The organism is Streptomyces sp. NPDC001700, from assembly GCF_053596435.1.
This window is the reverse complement of sequence record NZ_JBSFGE010000002.1, coordinates 572147-591488: the sequence shown is the minus strand read 5'-3', so window position 1 is coordinate 591488 and position 19342 is coordinate 572147. Positions and strand designations below refer to the sequence as shown.

Annotated in this window: 15 protein-coding genes; 12 read left to right on the top strand and 3 right to left on the bottom strand. The window is 71.0% G+C overall.

Annotated elements, in window-relative coordinates:
* Window positions 1-7: 7 nt before the first annotated feature.
* The gene (locus ACWC5C_RS05395; RefSeq protein WP_450873885.1) at window positions 8-1018 is read right to left on the bottom strand and encodes a sugar ABC transporter substrate-binding protein; all 1011 of its coding nucleotides are present in this window, start codon (window positions 1016-1018) and stop codon (window positions 8-10) included.
* Window positions 1019-1320: 302 nt separating this feature from the next.
* Between ACWC5C_RS05395 and iolC the strand changes: the two genes are divergently transcribed.
* From iolC to ACWC5C_RS05350, 9 genes are all read left to right on the top strand, one after another.
* Window positions 1321-2268, top strand: coding sequence for a 5-dehydro-2-deoxygluconokinase (gene iolC / locus ACWC5C_RS05390; protein WP_385437667.1), 948 nt, complete (start codon window positions 1321-1323; stop codon window positions 2266-2268).
* A 42-nt stretch (window positions 2269-2310) separates the two neighbouring features.
* Window positions 2311-3189: a Cgl0159 family (beta/alpha)8-fold protein gene (locus ACWC5C_RS05385; RefSeq protein WP_450873883.1), complete on the top strand. Its 879-nt coding sequence runs from the start codon at window positions 2311-2313 to the stop codon at window positions 3187-3189.
* A 67-nt stretch (window positions 3190-3256) separates the two neighbouring features.
* Entirely contained in the window at window positions 3257-4201 is a 945-nt protein-coding gene (iolB, locus tag ACWC5C_RS05380) for a 5-deoxy-glucuronate isomerase (protein ID WP_450873881.1), read from the top strand.
* On the top strand, window positions 4198-6075 hold the full coding sequence (gene iolD, locus ACWC5C_RS05375) for a 3D-(3,5/4)-trihydroxycyclohexane-1,2-dione acylhydrolase (decyclizing) (RefSeq protein ID WP_450873879.1): 1878 nt from the start codon (window positions 4198-4200) through the stop codon (window positions 6073-6075). Before iolB ends, iolD begins: the two co-directional genes overlap by 4 nt.
* 28 nt (window positions 6076-6103) lie before the next feature.
* A complete protein-coding gene (locus tag ACWC5C_RS05370; protein WP_450873878.1) occupies window positions 6104-7600 on the top strand; it encodes a CoA-acylating methylmalonate-semialdehyde dehydrogenase in 1497 nt (498 codons plus the stop codon).
* A gap of 144 nt (window positions 7601-7744) precedes the next feature.
* Window positions 7745-8185: a hypothetical protein gene (locus ACWC5C_RS05365; protein ID WP_450873877.1), complete on the top strand. Its 441-nt coding sequence runs from the start codon at window positions 7745-7747 to the stop codon at window positions 8183-8185.
* Between the two features lie 84 nt (window positions 8186-8269).
* The gene (locus ACWC5C_RS05360; protein ID WP_450873875.1) at window positions 8270-10378 is read left to right on the top strand and encodes an FUSC family protein; all 2109 of its coding nucleotides are present in this window, start codon (window positions 8270-8272) and stop codon (window positions 10376-10378) included.
* A 136-nt stretch (window positions 10379-10514) separates the two neighbouring features.
* Complete coding sequence (locus tag ACWC5C_RS05355) at window positions 10515-11276, top strand: thioesterase II family protein (protein ID WP_450873873.1); 762 nt, start codon at window positions 10515-10517, stop codon at window positions 11274-11276.
* Between the two features lie 105 nt (window positions 11277-11381).
* The gene (locus ACWC5C_RS05350) at window positions 11382-14207 is read left to right on the top strand and encodes an AAA family ATPase (protein ID WP_450873872.1); all 2826 of its coding nucleotides are present in this window, start codon (window positions 11382-11384) and stop codon (window positions 14205-14207) included.
* 6 nt (window positions 14208-14213) lie between these two features.
* On the opposite strand, the gene ACWC5C_RS05345 is transcribed toward ACWC5C_RS05350, so the two are convergent.
* Together ACWC5C_RS05345 and ACWC5C_RS05340 are read right to left on the bottom strand one after the other, a co-directional pair.
* Window positions 14214-14846 (bottom strand): response regulator, encoded by a 633-nt coding sequence (locus ACWC5C_RS05345; protein WP_450873870.1) that lies wholly within the window; start codon window positions 14844-14846, stop codon window positions 14214-14216.
* Window positions 14839-16083: a sensor histidine kinase gene (locus tag ACWC5C_RS05340; protein WP_450873868.1), complete on the bottom strand. Its 1245-nt coding sequence runs from the start codon at window positions 16081-16083 to the stop codon at window positions 14839-14841. Before ACWC5C_RS05340 ends, ACWC5C_RS05345 begins: the two co-directional genes overlap by 8 nt.
* 179 nt (window positions 16084-16262) lie before the next feature.
* Between ACWC5C_RS05340 and ACWC5C_RS05335 the strand changes: the two genes are divergently transcribed.
* From ACWC5C_RS05335 to ACWC5C_RS05325, 3 genes are all read left to right on the top strand, one after another.
* Window positions 16263-16877, top strand: coding sequence for a hypothetical protein (locus ACWC5C_RS05335; protein WP_450873866.1), 615 nt, complete (start codon window positions 16263-16265; stop codon window positions 16875-16877).
* A gap of 69 nt (window positions 16878-16946) precedes the next feature.
* On the top strand, window positions 16947-17447 hold the full coding sequence (locus ACWC5C_RS05330; protein WP_450873864.1) for a PH domain-containing protein: 501 nt from the start codon (window positions 16947-16949) through the stop codon (window positions 17445-17447).
* A complete protein-coding gene (locus tag ACWC5C_RS05325) occupies window positions 17444-19006 on the top strand; it encodes a PH domain-containing protein (RefSeq protein WP_450873862.1) in 1563 nt (520 codons plus the stop codon). Before ACWC5C_RS05330 ends, ACWC5C_RS05325 begins: the two co-directional genes overlap by 4 nt.
* The last annotated feature ends 336 nt before the right edge of the window (window positions 19007-19342 follow it).

Below are 19342 nucleotides of genomic sequence, written 5' to 3'. Positions count from 1 at the left end.
GGCCGGATCACCTGGTGCCCTTCGCGGCGAACTTGGCGATCTTCTCCACGTTGTCCTTGGTGACGAACGCGGGGCCGGTCAGCACGGGCGCCTCGCCACCGCCGCTGAAGTTGCCGTTGTTCTTGTAGAGCCACAGGGAGTCGACGGCCAGATAGCCCTGGAGGTAGGGCTGCTGGTCCACGGCCAGCTGCACATCCCCGCTCTGGACGGCGGCGATGAGGTCCTTGTTGAGGTCGAAGGTAGCGATCTTGGCCTTGCCGCCGGACTCCTTGGCGGCGTCCACGGCGGTCAGAGCGAACGGTGCGCCGAGCGTGACGACGTAGTCGATGCTGGAGTCCTGCTTGAGCTTGGCGGAGATCGTGGACTTGACCGACGGCATGTCGGTCCCGTTGACGTAGAGGGTGTCCGTCTTGCCCTTGAACGTCTTCTTCACGCCCGCGCAGCGGGCCTCCAGGGCGACATGGCCCTGTTCCTGGATGACGCAGATGTTGTGCTTGGCGCCCATCGCGTTGAGGCGCTTGCCGAAGGCCTGACCGGCGAGGCCCTCGTCCTGGCCGAAGTATTCGAGCAGCCCCTGCGCCTTCCAGTCCTCCAGGCCGGAGTTGAAGCCGACGACCGGGATCCCGGCCTGCTCGGCCTTGGCGATCGCGCCCTTCATCGCGGCGGGCTTGGCCAGGGTGACGGCGATGCCGTCGACCTTCTGGTTGATCGCGTTCCGGATGAGGTTGGCCTGGTCGCCACCGTTCGGATTGCTGGAGTAGACCAGATCGACGTTGTCCTTGGCCGCGGCCGCCTTGGCGCCCTTGCGGACCGTGTCCCAGAAGGTGTCACCCGGGGCGGCGTGGGTGATCATCGCGATCTTCATCCGGGGGGTGTTGGCCTTGCCCGCCGAGATGTCGTCCGCGGCGTCCTGGGCCTTCTTGCCCCCTTGGCTGCTGCATCCCGTTGCGAGGAGAACCGTTACGGCGGCGATGGCGGTGAGTCCCGCGCGGCGGCGTCGGTCGAATCTGAGGTCCATTGCTCCAGCACCTCTCAAGCCAGTCCGGTGTTAACAGAGCTGTTGCATGAGGGGGAGCCAACTCCTCGCGGACACTGCCTGTCAAGAGTTTGTCATGACAACATTTCATCTGGACGTAACGAGACCATAACGCGCGGGCGGCGGCTCCGGGGCCGAGTCTCGTGGTTAGGTCCGAATGTAATGACAAATCCTTGACAGCGGGCCGTGGGCGCGTCTAGACCTGAAGGGGCCGGGCGGGACCCGGTGTTCGCCCACGACAATCCTGAGCTGCGTCTTTCCCGAATTTTCCCGAAGGGGCACGCATGAGTGAGCCGTACGACCTGATCACGATGGGCCGCATCGGAGTGGACCTCTACCCGCTGCAGACCGGAGTGCCGCTGCCGCAGGTCGAGTCATTCGGAAAGTTCCTGGGCGGCTCGGCGACCAACGTCGCGGTGGCCGCGGCCCGCTTCGGCCACCGCTCCGCGGTGATCAGCCGTACCGGAGCGGACCCGTTCGGCGAGTACATCCACCAGGAACTCCAGGGGTTCGGCGTGGACGACCGCTTCGTCACGCCGGTCGAGGACTACCCGACCCCCATCACCTTCTGCGAGATCTTCCCGCCCGACGACTTCCCGCTCTACTTCTACCGCCGCCCCAAGGCCCCCGACCTGGAGATCTACCCCGACGAGCTGGACCTCGACGCGGTCCGCGCCGCCCGGATCTTCTGGATGACCGGCACCGGCCTCAGCGAGGAGCCCAGCCGCGGCAGCACCCTCGCGGCCCTCGCCCACCGCGCCAAGAGCGGCACCACCGTCTTCGACCTCGACTGGCGCCCCATGTTCTGGAAGGACCCCGAGACGGCGCGCCCCTTCTACGCCGAGGCGCTGCGCCACGCCACCGTCGCCGTCGGCAACGTGGACGAGTGCGAGATCGCCACCGGGGTCCGGGAGCCCGTGGCCTGTGCCCAGGCCCTGCTGGACGCGGGCGTCGAGCTGGCCGTCGTCAAACAGGGCCCCAAGGGCGTCCTCGCCGTGCACCGCGACGGCACCGCCACCGAGGTCCCGCCCGTCCCGGTCGACGTCGTCAACGGACTCGGCGCGGGCGACGCGTTCGGCGGCGCCCTGTGCCACGGGCTGCTGGCGGGCTGGGACCCGGAGCGGATCATGCGCTACGCCAACGCCGCGGGCGCGATCGTCGCGTCCCGCCTCGCCTGCTCCTCCGCGATGCCGACGGAAGCCGAGGTCGAGGCCCTGCTCAGCCAATCGTGACGCGGTTCGCCGTTCTGCCGGACCCTATGTAGGGAGCCTTAGTTGAGTATCAGCATCTCCGACCTCGTGACGGTGCGCAGCCGCCACCCGGAGGCCATCGCCGAGGCCGCCGCCCGCCGGGTCCGCCGCCCGCTGATCGGCGACAGCGGCCGACTCATGATCGTGGCCGCCGACCACCCGGCGCGCGGCGCCCTCGCCGTCGGCGGGCACAAGCTGGCCATGGCCAACCGGGCCGATCTGCTGGAGCGGCTGTGCGTAGCGCTGTCCCGCCCGGGTGTCGACGGCGTGCTGGCCACCGCCGACATCCTGGAGGACCTGCTGCTGCTCGGCGCCCTCGACGGCAAGGTCGTCATGGGCTCGATGAACCGCGGCGGGCTGGCCGGTGCCTCGTTCGAGCTGGACGACCGCTTCACCGGCCACCGCCCGCAGGACATCGAACGGCTGCGCTTCGACGCCGGGAAGCTGCTGCTGCGGGTCGACTACGACGACGCCGGGTCGCTCTCCACCATGCTCACCACGGCCCGCGCCATCGACGAGATGGCGGAGCGGCGGCTCCCGGTGTTCGTCGAGCCGTTCATCTCCCGCCGGATAGACGGCCGGGTCTCCAACGACCTGAGCGCCGAAGCCGTCACCAAGTCCATCGCGATCGCCTCCGGGCTCGCCGGAACGTCCGCGTACACCTGGCTGAAGGTGCCGGTCACCAACGACCCGGACGAGATGGCCGCCGTCATGGAGACGAGCACCCTGCCCGCCGTGCTGCTCGGCGGCGAGGTGGGGAAGGACCAGGAGGGGGCGTACGAGAAGTGGCGCAAGGCGCTGCGGCTGCCCACCGTCCAGGGCCTGGTCGTCGGCCGCTCGCTGCTCTACCCGGCGGAGGGCAGCGTGGAGACCGCCGTGGACACCGCCGTCGGCCTGCTGTGAATCGGGCCCTCTGCTGGAAATCGCCTCGTCGTGAATCGGCCCCGGAACCGGAGGAAACACTGACGCCATGACCACCAACGAATCTTCCCTTGGCTTCCATGTGCAGGCCGGTAAGGCGGCCGACGGCCCGTACGCGCTGGACATCGACCCCGCGCGGGCCGGATGGGGCTACTCCAGCCTGCGCGTGCTCGACCTGCCGCCCGGCGGCTCGCACCAGCTGGTCACCGGCGACAGCGAGTGGATCGTGCTGCCGCTCAGCGGCGGCTGCACGGTGATCACCGAGGGCGAGACGTTCGAACTGCTCGGCCGCGAGAACGTGTTCAGCGGGGTGACCGACTTCGCGTACGTCCCGCGCGACGCCCACGCCACGATCGCCAGCGGCGCCGGGGGCCGCTTCGCCCTCACCGGCGCCCGCTGCGAGCGCAGGCTGCCCGCCCGCTACGGGCCCGCCTCCGCCGTCCCCGTCGAGCTGCGCGGCACCGGCAACTGCTCCCGCCAGGTCAACAACTTCGGCGCGGCAGGCGTCTTCGAATGCGACAAGCTCATCGCCGTCGAAGTGCTCACCCCCGGCGGCAACTGGTCCTCGTACCCGCCGCACAAGCACGACGAGTGCCGCCCCGGCGAGGAGAGCGAGCTGGAGGAGATCTACTACTTCGAGATCGCCGAGGCCCACGGCAACGAGGGCGTCGGCTACCAGCGCGTCTCGCCCTCCGGCCGGGGCCGCGGCACCGATGTGCTGGCCGAGGTCCGCTCCGGGGACGCGGTCCTCATCCCGGACGGCTGGCACGGCCCCTCCATCGCCGCGCCCGGCCACGCCATGTACTACCTCAACGTCATGGCGGGCCCCGGCGAGGAGCGCGCCTGGCTGATCTGCGACCACCCCGACCACGGCTGGATCCGCTCCACCTGGCCCGACCAGCCCGTCGACCCCCGCCTTCCGCTGTACGAAGCCCCTGAAGCCTCCGCCCCTGAAGCTCCCGCCCCTGACGCTCCCGCAGGAGACGCCCGATGACCACCCGCCGCCTCACCGTCGCCCAGGCCCTGGTCGAGTTCCTGGCGCACCAGTACACCGAGCGGGACGGGCAGCGGCACCGTCTGATCAACGCCACCTGGGGCATCTTCGGCCACGGCAATGTGGCCGGGCTCGGCCAGGCGCTGCTGGAGGCCGGGCAGGACACCATGCCGTACCTCCAGGGCCGCAACGAACAGGCCATGGTGCACGCCGCCGTCGGCTACGCCCGCCAATCCAACCGGCTCGCCGCCCAGGCCGTCACCACCTCCATCGGGCCCGGCGCCACCAACCTGGTCACCGGCGCCGCGCTGGCCACCGTCAACCGGCTGCCGGTGCTGCTGCTGCCCGGCGACATCTTCACGACCCGGCCCGCCGACCCCGTACTCCAGCAGCTGGAGGTGCCGTACGCGGGCGACGTGTCCGTCAACGACGCGCTGCGCCCGGTCTCCCGCTACTTCGACCGCGTCGTACGCCCCGAGGCGCTGATCCCGGCCGCGCTCGCCGCGATGCGGGTGCTCGCCGACCCGGCCGAGACCGGCGCGGTCACCCTGGCCATGCCGCAGGACGTGCAGGCCGAGGCGTTCGACTGGCCGGAGGAGTTCTTCGCCGACCGGGTGTGGCGGGTGCGCCGCCCCGCCCCGGAGCACGCCGAGACCACCGCCGCCGCGCAGGCGATCCGCGCCGCCCGGCGCCCGCTGGTCGTCGCGGGCGGCGGCGTCCACCACAGCGAGGCCGAGGGGGCGCTGCGGGCGTTCGCCGACGCCACCGGCATCCCGGTCGCCTCCACCCAGGCGGGCAAGGGGTCGCTGCGCCACGACCACCCGGCCGACATCGGCGGCATCGGGCACACCGGCACCGCCGTCGCCGACGACCTGGCCCGCAGCGCGGACCTGATCGTCGGGGTCGGCACCCGCTACAGCGACTTCACCACCGCCTCCGCGACCCTCTTCGCGGACCCGGACGTCCGCTTCCTCAACCTCAACATCACCGGCTTCGACGCCCACAAGCTGGCCGCCACCACCCTGGTCGCCGACGCCCGCGCCGGGCTGGAAGCGCTCACCGCCGAGCTGGCCGGTCACCGGGTGGACGAGACGTACGAGGCCGAGTACCGCACCGGCAAGACCGCGTGGGAGCGCCGGGTGGACGCCGCGTACGCCGCCGAGGACGCCTCCGTACGCCCCTCCCAGACCCAGGTGCTGGGCGCGCTGGACGCGGTGGTCGGCGACGACGACGTGGTGATCAACGCGGCGGGCTCGCTCCCCGGCGACCTGCACAAGCTGTGGCGGGCCCGCTCGCCCCGCCAGTACCACCTGGAGTACGGCTACTCCTGCATGGGCTACGAGATCCCGGGCGCCATCGGCGTACGGCTCGCGGCCCCCGACACCCCGGTGTGGGCGCTGGTCGGGGACGGTACGTATCTGATGATGCCGACCGAGATCGTCACCGCGGTCCAGGAGGGCATCAACATCAACATCGTCCTCCTCCAGAACCACGGCTACGCCTCGATCGGCGGCCTGTCGGAGACCACCGGCGCCGAGCGGTTCGGCACCGCCTACCGCTTCCGGTCCGCCGACGGTACGTACACCGGCGATCCGCTCCCCGTGGACCTGGCCGCCAACGCCGCCTCGCTCGGCATGGACGTGCTGCGCGCCGCGACCGTGGCCGAGCTGCGCGAGGCGCTCGCGGCGGCCCGCGCCTCGGACCGTCCCACATGTGTCTATGTGGAGACCGAAACGGGCGACACAGTGTCGGGCGCACCCGACGCACAGGCGTGGTGGGATGTGCCCGTAGCCGAGACCGCGACCCGCCCGGCCGCCGTGAAGGCCCGCCAGGAGTACGACCGGCACGCCGCCGGCCGCCGCCGCCACCTCTGACGTTTTTCGAGAGAAAGGCTTCGCACCCATGAAGACCGTCAACCACTGGATCGGCGGGAAGTCCGTCGAGGGCACCTCCGGCAACCACGGCCCGGTGTACAACCCCGCCACCGGCGCCCAGGACACCCGGGTCGCCCTCGCCTCGGTCGGGGAGGTCGACGCGGCCGTCGCGTCCGCGAAGGAGGCGTACCGGTCCTGGGGCACCGTCTCGCTGTCCAAGCGCTCCTCGATCCTCTACAAGTACCGCGAGCTGCTGGACGCCCACCGCGACGAGATCGCCGAGCTGATCACCGCCGAGCACGGCAAGGTGCACTCGGACGCGCTCGGCGAGGTGGCCCGGGGTCTGGAGATCGTCGAGCTGGCCTGCGGCATCGCCGAGAAGCTCAAGGGCGAGCTGTCCACCCAGGTCTCCACCGGGGTCGACGTCTCCTCGATCCGCCAGCCGCTGGGTGTCGTCGCGGGCATCACGCCGTTCAACTTCCCGGCCATGGTGCCGATGTGGATGTTCCCGGTGGCCGTCGCCTGCGGCAACACCTTCGTCCTCAAGCCCAGCGAGAAGGACCCGTCGGCCTCCTACCGGCTGGCCGAGCTGGCGTCCGAGGCGGGGCTGCCGGACGGTGTGCTCAACGTCGTCCACGGCGACAAGGTGGCCGTGGACCGGCTGCTGGAGCACCCGGACATCGCCGCGGTCAGCTTCGTCGGCTCCACTCCGATCGCCAAGTACATCCAGTCCAAGGCCGTCGAGCACGGCAAGCGGGTGCAGGCGCTCGGCGGCGCCAAGAACCACATGCTGGTACTGCCCGACGCCGACCTGGACTTCGCCGCGGACAACGCGATCAACGCGGCCTACGGCTCGGCCGGTGAGCGCTGCATGGCGGTCTCCGTCGTGGTCGCCGTCGGCGACATCGGCGACGACCTGGTGAAGAAGATCGCCGACCGGGCCGCCCGTTTGAAGATCGGCCCCGGCAACGACCCGTCCTCCGAGATGGGCCCGCTGATCACCAAGGAGCACCGGGACAAGGTGGCCTCCTACGTCCACGGGGCCGCCGCCCAGGGCGCCGAGGTGGTCGTGGACGGCACCGGCTACTCGGTCGAGGGCCACGAGAACGGGTTCTTCATCGGCGTCTCGCTGCTGGACAAGGTCCCCGCCACCGCCGACGCCTACCGCGACGAGATCTTCGGCCCGGTGCTGTGCGTCGTCCGCGCCGAGACGTACGACGACGCCATCGAGCTGATCAACTCCTCGAAGTGGGGCAACGGCACCGCGATCTTCACCCGTGACGGCGGCGCCGCCCGACGCTTCCAGCTCGAGGTGGAGGCGGGCATGGTCGGCGTCAACGTGCCGATCCCGGTGCCGGTGGGCTACCACTCCTTCGGCGGCTGGAAGGACTCGCTCTTCGGCGACCAGCACATCTACGGCAACGACGGGGTGCACTTCTACACCCGGGGCAAGGTCGTCACCACCCGCTGGCCGGAGCCGTCGGAAGAGGTCGGCATCAACCTGGGCTTCCCCAAGAACCACTGACCCGGGCGCACACGGGACACCCTCGCCGGTCTGCGACCGGCGAGGGTTTCTCTGTGTCACAGGGCAACCATCCACCCCTGTTGTAGGTCTTCTTGAGTGTTCGCCCGAACAATGGGCACACGACCACATTCAGGGGGATCTCCTATGCTTCGTACCCTTCGTTGTGCCGCGGCCGCGGCCGCGCTCGGCCTCGGACTCGTGCTGGCCGCGGGCGCACCCGCGGTCGCGGCCCAGAAGACCGATCCGAACGGCCGCTTCACCGCCGAGGAGATCCACCACTTCCTGGAGGGCTTCTACGGCAACCACGGGCCGCGTCCCTGGGAGCGCGACAACCTGGTCTCCGACCAGCTGAAGGAGCGGATCGCCCAGAACCCCGGCTACGACCTGCTGCTGTGCGCGCAGAACGAGCCGAGGGACATCGAGGTCGGCGAGGTCACCACGGCCCAGTCCGCCCGGGTCGGCTGGGCGACCATCACCACGCGCTGGGGCCAGGGCGCGACCGGCTCCTTCACCGCGTACGTCGACCTCGACGCGACCCGGCCCATCGAACTGCTCGATGTGGACTGCGCGACACCTGAGGGCTGACGCGGGCCGAAAGGGCGGGTACGCGAGGAATCCGCCGAAGACGGCCGGTTCCTCGCGTGCAGATCAAGGTCGTAGTCTCGGCGTATGAGCTGGTCACACGCGCTGAAGCAGACGGCCCAGGCCGGTTTGACGATCGAGCGCATCCGGCTGGAGCCGCTGGTCGCGGTCCGTGGCGCCTGCGGTGTGGCCATCGTCATCGGGCTGACCCTCTGGTTCGGCTCGCCGACCCTCGCGGTGTCGTCCGCGTTCGGCGCGTTCTCCGCCGGGATCGCCATCTTCCAGAAGAGCTGGCGGCCCCGCCCGGAGCTGGCGCTCGCCGCGGCGTCCCTGCTCGCCGTCTCCACCTTCCTCGGCTATCTGGCCGCCGCCCACGTCGCCACCTTCGTCGTGATGCTCGCCGTATGGACGCTGCTGACCGGCATGTCGTGGGCGGTCGGCCCGGTCTCCGGGCTGGTGTCGACCCAGATGGTCGCGGTGATGCTGGTCACCGTCACCCTCCCCACCTCGGTGCTCGGCGCCCTGGAGCACGCCGCGCTGATCGGGCTCGGCGGCGTCGTCCAGGCCGTGCTGATCGTGCTCTTCCCGGTACGGCCCTGGGGTGTGCAGCGCGACGCCCTCGCGGACGCGCTCGCGGGCGTCGCCGACTACGCCCGGCGGCTGCGCCACGACCCGCAGGCGCCGTTCGACCCGCAGCCGCTGATGGACGCCCGCAGCGCCGCCGCGCTCACTCCGCGCGAGGCGAAGCGCCGCCCGCGCCAGCTGCGCGGCTACCGGCTGCTGGCCGAGCGGATACGCCCGGTGCTCGCCTCGATGGCCGACCCCGTGGTCGGCGCCCCGATGCTCGGGCCCGAGCGCGACCGGGTGCGGGAGCTGCTGGCCGCGACCGCCACCGTGCTGGACGCGGTGGCCCACGCCATCCGCCGGAACAAGCCGGTCCGGCTGCCGCCCGAGGCGATGGCGGTGCTGGAGGTACCGGCGAGCGGCCCCATGCTCAACGGCGCGGCCCGCCGCGCCGCGCTGAAGCTGATGGCCCTGGTGAACGACGTCGTGGAGTCCTCGGACGAGCGGGTGGAGGCGGTGACCGCCGAGGGCACCAGGGACCGCCGCCATCTGCCCCGCCCCACCGTCCCCGGCCTGGTGCCGGTGGCGCTGCGCGCGCTGCGCCGCGAGGCCCGCTGGGACTCGCGCATCCTGCGGCACGCGGTGCGGCTCACGGTGGTCGCCGTCTGCGGCTATCTGCTGGGCGCCATGCTGCCGTTCGGCCATGGCTACTGGGCGCCGCTCACCTCCGTGATGGTGCTGCGCCCGGACTTCGGCCAGACCTTCTCGCGCGGGGTCGCCCGCTTCTTCGGCACCCTGGCCGGGGTCCTGATCGGCGGGCTGGTGGTGACGCTGGCCCACCCGGACCCGTATATCAGCGCCACGCTGGCCGTGGTGTGCGCGGCCTTCATGTTCATGCTGCTGCGCACCGGCTTCATCGTGGCCTCCCTGTGCGTGAGCGCGTACGTGGTCTTCCTGCTCGGCATCGCGGGCGCGGAGGTCGGCCAGACCGTCCAGGCGCGGGTGGCGCTGACGCTGCTGGGCGGGCTGGTGGCGATGGCCGCGTACGTGGTTTTCCCCGCCTGGGAGACCCCGTTGATGCGCGACCGGCTGGCCGACTGGCTGGACACCGGCGGCCAGTACGCCGTCGCCGTATTCGACGCCCACGCCCGCCCCGCCGAGCGCCGCCCCCGGCAGGTGCGGGAGGCGCTGCTGGACGCGCGGGCGGCGCGCAGCGAGTACGAGGCGCTGGAGGCCCGGGCGCGCCGGGAGCCGGTGCGCCACCGGGGTATCGGCCGCCGGGCGGCGCAGGAGGCGCAGACCGCGCTGTCCACCACGGGCCGGGTCACCATGCTGCTGGAGGCGCATCTCCCGGACCGTGACGCGGCCCCGTCGAAGGAGTCCGAGGAGTTCGCCGCGGCGCTGCGGACGGCGGTTCCGAAGGCGGTGGAGGCGGTCCGGGAGCGGCGGCCGCTGGACTGGACCGCCGTACAGGAGTCGCTGGAGCACTGGCAGGAGCGCGCGGGGGAGCGGCCGGGGGTCGCGGTGCGCAGCGCCGAGCTGTTGGTGGAGGCGCTGGACGACCTGGCGCAGGCGCTCGCCGGGGGCGCGCGGCAGCAGGCGGCGCTCCAAGACCCTACGCGTGGGGGGTGACCCCTCGCTGTTAGGGGTGCCCCCTACATCTACTGTCGTGTTAGAACGTTTAGGGGCAGCTTGTTCTGACACATCTTCTGATGGGTGAGCGGCTGTTGCGACCGCGAACCCGATGAGGGAAAGACTTTTCACGTACATGGGTGCTCAGCAAGAAGACAGCGTCTGGATACGACGGTTCCATCCGGCCCCCGACAGCCGCGTGCGGCTGGTCTGTCTGCCGCATGCCGGGGGTTCGGCGCCGTTCTTCTTCCCGGTGTCACAAGCGCTTTCACCGGCCGTGGACGTCCTCTCGCTGCAGTATCCGGGGCGTCAGGACCGGCGTCTCGATCCGCGGATCGAGAACATCGGCGAGTACGCGGACGTCATCGCCGCCGAGTTGAAGCCCTGGCTCGATCGGCCGATCGCCTTCTTCGGCCACAGCATGGGCGCCGTGCTCGCGTTCGAGGTGACGCGGCGACTGGAGGCGGCCGATCCGGAGTTCTCCCCGGTAGCCCTCTTCGCGTCGGGCCGCCGGGCACCGTCCCGTTACCGGGACGAGAATGTGCACCGCCGTGACGATGACGGCATCGTGCGCGAAATGAAGGTGCTGAGCGGAACCGACGCACGGGTCCTCGGAGATGAGGAGATCCTGCGCATGGTGATGCCCGCTATTCGCGGTGATTACCAGGCGATCGAGACCTACCGCTCCGAGCCGGGTGCCACTGTCCGCGCCCCGATCACCGTGCTGACCGGCGACGACGACCCCAGAACCAGCCTGGACGAGGCGCAGGCGTGGCAGGAGCACACCACCGGCGCGTTCGACATCCGGGTGTTCCCGGGTGGCCACTTCTTCTTGGCCAACCATCAAGCGGAAATCACGAGTCTGGTGTCCGGGGTGCTTTCGGCGTCACGTCCCTGACCCGGCCGATTCGTATCGCACGACCGAAACGCAATTCGCCATACGTCACGTTTCAGGCCCTCGGCGTCATCGACCCGGGGGCGTGAGGCGATGATTCGCCGGGGGATGAGTCCTGTGCCCATAAATCTCTTCGAGTGGGAGAGCCGTCTCTCCGTCCTGCGTGAAATGCTGCACGGCGCGACACAGGGCCGGGGACGGCTGGCGCTGGTCAGCGGCGCGGTGGCCAGCGGCAAGACCCGGCTGCTGGACAGCTTTGCCGAACAGGCAATCGACAGCGGCGCGTTGCTCCTCGAAGTGACCGCTTCGCGGGCCGAACGCGAACTCCCCTTCGGTATTCTCCGAAAGATATTCGACAACGCCGCCATGCCCCCGGACGTACGCTCCGAGGCGGTCACCCTGCTCGCCGACATGGGTCCGGAGAGCACCGCCGCGGCCCGCATGCACGTGATGTCCCAGATTTCGTCGGTGCTGCTGCGGCTGGTCGACGAACGCACGCTGGTGATCGCCGTCGACGATGTGCACTGCGGCGATGATCATTCCCTGCAATTCCTGCTCCACCTCGCGCGCCGGGTCCGCCAGGCGAGGGTGCTCATCGTCCTCACCGAATCCCCCCGGCTGCGCCAGCGGCAGCTCACCTTCCACGCCGAACTGCTCCGCCAGCCCAACTGCGTGCGCATGCGGCTGCCCATGCTCACCGAGGCGGGCGTCGCCGAGGCGCTGTCCAACACCCTGTCCGCCACCGTCGCCTCCCGGCTCGCCCCCGAGTGCCACCGCCTCTCCGGCGGCAACCCGCTGCTGCTGCGCGCGCTGCTGGACGACTGGCGGGCCGGTGGCGAACACGGCGAGGCCCTGCAGCGCCCCACGCCCGGCGACGCGTTCGCGCAGGCCGTCCTCGGCTGTCTGTACCGGGGCGAGCCCGATGTGGCGGCGATCGCCCGCGGTGTCGCCGTCCTCGGCGACGCCCGTTCCCCCCGCCACCTGAGCAGCCTCCTCGACCTGAGCGTCGGCACGGTCGAGCAGGGCGTCCAGGACCTCCACGAGTGCGCCGTCCTGGACCACGGCCGGTTCCGCGACGAGGTCGCCCGTACCGCCGTACTCGACGCGGCGCCCGCCGCCGTCCGCCACGACCTGCACACCCGGGCCGCCCGGCTGCTGCACGCCGACGGCGCCTCCGCGCTCGACGTCGCCCGCCATCTGGTCCGCGGCCACCAGGACGGCGAGCCCTGGACCGTCCCGGTCCTGCGCGAGGCCGCCGAATACGCGCTGGTGCAGAAGGAACTCGACGTCGCGCTCCGCTGCCTCGAACACGCCCATCGCGCGTGCGAGCCGGGGCCCACCCGCACCGCCCTCAAGGCGCGGCTCGTCAGCGTCGCCTGGCGGGTCGGCCCCGCGGTCGCCGAGGGGTATCTGCCGTCGCTCACCGAGGAGGCCGAGAAGGGCTGGCTCGCCCCGCGCGACATCGCCCCCATCACCTCGTACCTCGCCTGGTCGGGGCGGCTGGACACGGCCGCCGACGCCATCACCGCGCTGAGCCGCACGGCGGGCCCCGGCGTCACCGGCGGCGGCGACCCCGCGATGAGCGCCGCCCTCTCGGCCTCCATCCAGTGGCTGACGATGCTCAGCCCGCCGCTGCGCGACCGCCTCCCCGCCCTCGGCGCCGGGGCCGCGAAGGGCACCGGATCCCCGCACGACGTGGCCGACCTCGCCCACGCGCACGCCGCCGCCACCCTGTCCACGGCCTTCACCGAGGGCCGGACCGACCAGGCGGTCATCGAGGCCGAACGCGTCCTGCAGCGCTACCACCTCGGCGACAACACCCTCCAGCCGCTGGTCATCGCCCTGTACGCGCTCGTCGTCACCGGCCGCCTGGACCTCGCCCTGTCCTGGTGCGAGCGGCTGCTCGGCGAGTGCTCCTCCCGCAGCGTCCCCGCCTGGCAGGCGATGCTGTCCGCCGTACGGGCCGAGATCGCGCTGCGCCAAGGCGATCTCCAGGTGGCCGCGCACCAGGCGCGCAGCGCCCTGGCGCAGATTCCGGCGCCGGGCTGGGGGGTCGGCATCGGGCTGGTGCTGTCCTCCCTGATCCAGGCCGAGACCGGGATGGGCCACTACGACGAGGCCATGGCGCTGCTCGAACAGCCGCTCCCCGACGGGCTGTTCCGCACCGTCCCCGGGCTGTACTACCTGCGCGCCCGAGGCCGCTGCCACTTGGCCACCGGCCGCTACCACGCCGCCCTCGGCGACTTCACGGACTGCGGGGAACTGGCCGCGTCCTGGCGCATGGACACGCCCCGGCTGGCGTCGTGGCGGCTGGACGCCGCCGAGGCGTGGCTCGCCCTCGGCAACCCCGCCCAGGCCCGGTCCCTCGCCGAGGAGCAGCTGCGGCGGGGCGCCGGTGACGGGCGGCTGCGCGGCGGTCTGCTGGTGGTCCTGGCCCGCACCGACCAGCTCCGGCATCGGCTGCCCCGGCTCAAGGAGGCCGTCGAGGTGCTGGAGGGCGGCGACGACCGCATCCAGCTCGCCATCGCGCTGGGCGAACTCGGCCGCGCCTACCGCGCGATGGGCGACTTCAACCGGGGCCGGGTCTACGTCCGCAAGGCCTGGCACGTGGCCAAGTCCTGCGGCGCCGAGCCGCTGTGCCGCGAGCTGATGCCACGGCACGCGGAGAGCGGTGAGCTGGTGGCGGCCGCCGCCGCCCAGCCCGGCCAGGGGGCCGAGCCGCAGCGCGATGTGGAGGCCCTGACCGAGGCGGAGGTGCGGATCGCGGTGCTGGCCGCGCACGGCAACACCAACCGGGAGATCGCCTCGAAGCTGTTCGTCACCGTCAGTACGGTGGAGCAGCACCTGACCCGCATCTACCGCAAGCTGAACGTCAAGCGCCGCCGCGACCTGCCCGCCAAGCTCTCCGACAGCAGCCTGACCGGCACGGTGTGAGGGCCGCTAGGAGAGCAGACCGCGCTCCATGGCCGTCATCACCGCGGCCGTGCGGTCGGAGACGCCGAGCTTCTTGAACGAGCGCAGCAGATGCGTCTTGACCGTGGCCTCGGCCACGAACAGCTTGGCGCCGATCTCGGCGTTGGTCAGCCCCTGGCCCACCAGCCGCAGTACCTCACGCTCGCGGCCGGAGAGCGGCGACGGCTCGGCCGTCCGGCTGCGGAAGAGCTTGCCCGCGAGGGACGGGGTGAGCACCGTCTCGCCGCGCGCGGCGGTCTGCACGGCGCCGATCAGCTCCTGGCGTGAACTGCCCTTCAGCAGATAGCCCGCGGCGCCCGCCTCCACCGCGCGCAGGATGTCGGAGTCGTCCTCGTACGTGGTCACGATGACGACCTTGCAGCCGGGCACCTGCCGCAGGATCTGCGTGGTGGCCTCGACGCCGTCCATCCCGCCCATGCGCAGATCCAGCAGGATGATGTCCGGCCGCAGCGCCTTCGCCTGGACCACCGCCTCCTCACCGGAACCGGCCTGTCCGACGACGGTGATGCCCTCGGCGGAATCCAGCATGGCGCTCAGCCCCTCCCGCACCACGGGGTGGTCGTCGGCCAGCAGCACCCTGATCGGGTTTCCCTCAGCCATGCACTGCCTCCCCGGCCAGCGCCGTCGCCGGCACGTCCACCTCGACGGTGGTGCCCCGCCCGGGGCTGCTGGTGATGGACGCCATTCCGTCGATCTCCTCCATCCGGGCCTGCATCCCGCGCAGCCCGTACCCTTCCTGCGTGCCGTCCGGGGTGAAGCCCTCGCCGTCGTCGCGGATCAGCAGCCGGATGCCGTCATCGTCGAAGACCAGGACCACGTCCACCGTACGGGCCTGCTTGGCGTGCTTGCGGACGTTCGCGATCGCCTCCTGCACCGAGCGCAGCAGGACGACGCTGACCGCCATCGGCAGGGGCGGTTCGTCGCCCCTGACCGAGCACCGCACCTCCAGGCCGGTTTCGGCGATCAGCCCGTCCGCCTGCCGCCGGACCGCCTGCACCAGCGAGCCGCCGCGCAGCGCGGGCGGGGTGAGCGCGGCCACGAAGTCCCGGGCCTCGGCGAGCGATTCCTTGGCCACCCGCCCGGTCAGCGCCAGATGGTTCACGGCTTGGTCCGGTGCGTCGTACACCTCCGACTCCGCCGCCTGGACCAGGCTGATGATGCTGGTCAGCCCCTGCGCCAGGGTGTCGTGGATCTCCCGGGCCAGCCGCTCGCGCTCGGCGGAGATCCCGGCCTCGTGGGACAGCCGCGCCTCCCGCTCCCGGCTGCGCCGCAACTCCTCGATGAGCAGCCCCCGCTCCTTGCTCTGCCGCACCACCCGTTTGATCCACAGGCCCAGCAGCAGCGACAGCGCGATGCTCAGCAGGGAGATGGGCACCACCTCCCAGACGTTCAGACCCACGTCCTCGCCGACGAACGCGATCACCAGCACGGGGCACAGATTGGCCACCGTGGCCAGCACGACCGCCGGGCCCATCGGCAGGCTCATGATCAGCATCGGGATGACCGCGAACAGCGCGAAGGCGCCGATCAGGTTGAACGCCGTGGTGGCGCAGAACAGCGCCACCAGGACGAGCGCGAAGACCAGGTTCCGCGGCCCGTGACTCGCCTCGATCATCAGCCCCCGGCCGACCGCCGCGTACCAGGGCACGATCAGGGTCAGCGCGGCGATCGGGAGGGAGTGGTCGACCTGGGAGCCGCTGGAGAGCAGCAGCAGGGCCGCGGTGACGACGTAGGAGACGGCGAAGAAGCCGTCCCAGAGGCCGAACCAGCGGGTGCCGGACTCGGGGCCGTAATACGCGCCGGTCGGCGAGTCGTCCCCCGGGGAGTGATTGCGCACGGCCTCAGTACTACCACGCGTGTCCCCCGTGTCCACCGGTCGGTTGACAGCCGGATCCCACCGTTCAGTCGTCGCGCGGCGCGGGGCCCGCTTCTAGCGTTGTTCCCGGTGAGACCGGTGGGACAACCGGCCGTCACACCACGAAGCACATCGCCCTCTTGGCTTGGAGAACGTCGTATATGCCACAGCTGAGCCAGTTCATGGCCGCGCTGATCGCCAGCGGAACGATTCTGACGATCGTCCTGGCGACCGACCTCGGCCGCCGCCGCATCACCACGATGCGGATGGCGCGTTCGATCATCGCCGTGGCCGTCGTCATCGCGATCTTCGTCCACTCCTTCCCGACCAAGGGCGACAACGACCTGTCGCTGCAGCTCGTGGGTGTCGGCATCGGTGTCATCTGCGGCCTGATCGCCGGAGCGCTGCTGCCCGCCTATAGGGACGCCTCCTCGGGCGCGCTGTACACCATCGGTGGCATCGGCTACGCGGTGGTGTGGATCATCCTCTCCAGCGGGCGCATCATCTTCGTCTACGGCGCCGAGCACTGGTTCCCGATGGGCCTGATCAAGTTCTCCATCGAATACGGGATCAGCGGTCAGGACACCTACTCCAACGCCTTCATCTTCATGGCGCTGGCCATGGTGCTGACGCGTACGGCCGTCCTGCTGGCCAAGATGCGCAAGCTGAGGGCCCAGGAGGCCGCCGGGAACGGTCAGCTGCCCGAGCAGGGCCCTGACGGTCAGCAGACCGCGGACAGCCCGCAGACCGCGGACAAGGCATCGGCCGAAGCCTGATTACATAGGCCGCCAACCCCGCCGGGCCCGCACCCGGCACCCATCTGGAAGCAAGAGCAGGGTGAAACAGTGGAACGCCATGACAATCTGAGGCTCCGTCCGCCTCGTCACCGGGTCGACCGCCGTGCGATCGGCTGGTGGACGCTGCAGTCGACACTGTTCGCCCTGCCCCTGCCCCTCACCTTCGGGATCCTGTGGGCCACCATCCCCCCGACGCGTGAGTTCTTCATGTGGGCCACGCTGATCTCATTGGTCCCCGGGCTGCTCTACATGGCCGTCATGCCCGCCTGGCGCTACCGGGTCCACCGCTGGGAGACCACCGACGAGGCCGTGTACGCGGCCTCCGGGTGGCTGTGGCAGCAGTGGCGGGTCGCCCCGCTGTCCCGCGTCCAGACGGTGGACACCCTGCGCGGTCCGCTGCAGCAGATGTTCGGGCTCTCAGGTGTCACCGTGGCCACCGCCTCCTCCTCGGGCGCGGTGAAGATCAAGGGCATCGACCACAAGGTGGCCCAGGACCTGGTCGAATTCCTGGCCGCGCGCGTCGAGTCGGTCCCGGAGGACGCCACATGACACCCGATACGACGGTGTCGCCCCCCACGGTCGACCAGGACTGGGGGCGGCTGAACCGTCGGCTGCTCCTGGTCAACCTGTCCATCCTCGGCGCACCGCTGGCCATGTTCCTCGCCAGCCTCGCGGTCACCGGAGGCAAGACCAACCTCCAGGTCATCATCACCCTCGCGTCGCTGTTCGTGACCTTCCTGGTCATCAGCGGCATCGGCCTGATGCGGCTGTTCACCACCCGCTACCGGCTCACCGAGGACCGCTTCGAGCTGCGCAAGGGCCTGCTCTTCCGCAGCGAGCGTTCGGTCCCGATCGGCCGCATCCGCGGCGTCGACCTCACCGCCAACCCGGTCCACCGGGTCTTCGGACTCACCACGCTGCGGATCGACAGCGGGGAGCAGAGCGACGCCGTCGCGCGCAAGCTCGCCCTCGACGGCATCACCAAGGCCGAGGCGCTTGAGCTGCGCCGCCGGATCCTCGCCCTGCGCGACGCGGGCCGGTCCCCGGCGGTGGCCGACAACGACGGTGTGCTCTGCCAGCTGGACTGGTCCTGGCTGCGCTACGGCCCGCTCACCGTCTGGGGCGTCGGCGGTGTCTTCATCGCCGCGGGCAGTGTGTACCGCACCCTGAACGAGATGCAGGTCAACCCGCTCGAACTCGGCATCGTCAAGGACCTCCAGCACCGCTTCGGCTCCGTGCCGCTCTGGTACGGAATCCTGGTGTCCGTCCTCGTCATCGTCGCCCTCGGCATGGTCGGCTCCACCGCCACGTTCATCGAGAACTGGGCCGGTTACGAACTGCGCCGCGAAGAGGGCGGAGCGCTCCGGGTCCGCCGGGGACTGCTGGCCACCCGCTCCGTGACCATCGCGGAACGAAATCTGCGCGGCCTCGAACTCGTCGAGCCCATTCCGCTGCGCTGGGCCAGGGGCGCCAAGCTCAACGCCGTCGCCAGCGGCCTGGGCGGCGAGGACGAGAATCGCCGCCGCCGCGCCCTGACCTCTCCCGTCCCGCGTGCCGAGGCCGTGCGGGTCGCCGCCGAGGCGCTGCCGGTGGACGAGCCGGGCGTGAGCGAACACGGGGGCCTGATCGAGCGCGACGGCCTCACCGGGCACCCCCGGGCCGCCCTGCGGCGCCGTATCAACCGCGCCCTCATCTGGTCGGTCCTGATCGCGGCGGTCCCGGTGGGTCTTGGGCTGTGGCTCAGCACCGGGCTCGTCATCGGCGGTGTGATCGCCGGGGTGGTGCTGGTGCCGATCCTGGTGGCGTTCGCGTTCAACGCGTACCGCACCCTCGGCCATGGGCTCCGCGGCCGCTATCTCGTCACCTCCGCCGGGACGTTCGCCCACCGCACCGTCGCCCTCGAGCGCGAGGCGATCATCGGCTGGAAGATCTCCCGCACGCCATTCCAGCGCCGGGCGGGGCTGCTCACCGTCGGCGCCACCACGGCGGCCGGTGAGGGCGCCTACCACGTGTACGACCTGACCGAAGGCCAGGGGATCGCCCTCGCCGAGACCACGGTCCCCGGGCTGCTCGCCCCATTCATCGAGCGCGCCCCGGACCGCGGCTGACCACCCATTGACCAACTGGCGATCCCCCGAGAGGCGGAGGGGCGGACCGAAAGTCCGTCCCTCCGCCTCTGAACACCTTCCCGCCGCCGCGGCTCGCTTCCCCGGCTCGCTTCCCTTTTGAACGCTCTTCGTTCCTTCGAACTCCTTGTCGTCACCGAAATTCTCATGCATTCTGGTGAGCCAAGCGCGGCCATTATGGAATGGTCGGCGAATACGGGGTCCCAAAGGAACAATAGGGGTGCCCGTAGGGGGGTTGAAGGGTTATCCCGCCGTCCTGCCCTGTGTAAGGCTGGCCTACGGTCTAGGTGTATGTCTTGCGAGGTAATGGGGCGCGTG

Excerpts from the sequence above, each read along its gene's own strand:
- iolB (WP_450873881.1), top strand. The coding sequence starts at position 3,257 with ATGACCACCAACGAATCTTCCCTTGGCTTCCATGTGCAGGCCGGTAAG.
- ACWC5C_RS05325 (WP_450873862.1), top strand. The coding sequence starts at position 17,444 with ATGACACCCGATACGACGGTGTCGCCCCCCACGGTCGACCAGGACTGG.
- ACWC5C_RS05395 (WP_450873885.1), bottom strand. The coding sequence starts at position 1,018 with ATGGACCTCAGATTCGACCGACGCCGCCGCGCGGGACTCACCGCCATC.
- ACWC5C_RS05350 (WP_450873872.1), top strand. The coding sequence starts at position 11,382 with ATGAGTCCTGTGCCCATAAATCTCTTCGAGTGGGAGAGCCGTCTCTCC.
- ACWC5C_RS05370 (WP_450873878.1), top strand. The coding sequence starts at position 6,104 with ATGAAGACCGTCAACCACTGGATCGGCGGGAAGTCCGTCGAGGGCACC.
- ACWC5C_RS05335 (WP_450873866.1), top strand. The coding sequence starts at position 16,263 with ATGCCACAGCTGAGCCAGTTCATGGCCGCGCTGATCGCCAGCGGAACG.
- ACWC5C_RS05365 (WP_450873877.1), top strand. The coding sequence starts at position 7,745 with ATGCTTCGTACCCTTCGTTGTGCCGCGGCCGCGGCCGCGCTCGGCCTC.
- iolD (WP_450873879.1), top strand. The coding sequence starts at position 4,198 with ATGACCACCCGCCGCCTCACCGTCGCCCAGGCCCTGGTCGAGTTCCTG.
- ACWC5C_RS05360 (WP_450873875.1), top strand. The coding sequence starts at position 8,270 with ATGAGCTGGTCACACGCGCTGAAGCAGACGGCCCAGGCCGGTTTGACG.
- ACWC5C_RS05355 (WP_450873873.1), top strand. The coding sequence starts at position 10,515 with ATGGGTGCTCAGCAAGAAGACAGCGTCTGGATACGACGGTTCCATCCG.
- ACWC5C_RS05345 (WP_450873870.1), bottom strand. The coding sequence starts at position 14,846 with ATGGCTGAGGGAAACCCGATCAGGGTGCTGCTGGCCGACGACCACCCC.
- iolC (WP_385437667.1), top strand. The coding sequence starts at position 1,321 with ATGAGTGAGCCGTACGACCTGATCACGATGGGCCGCATCGGAGTGGAC.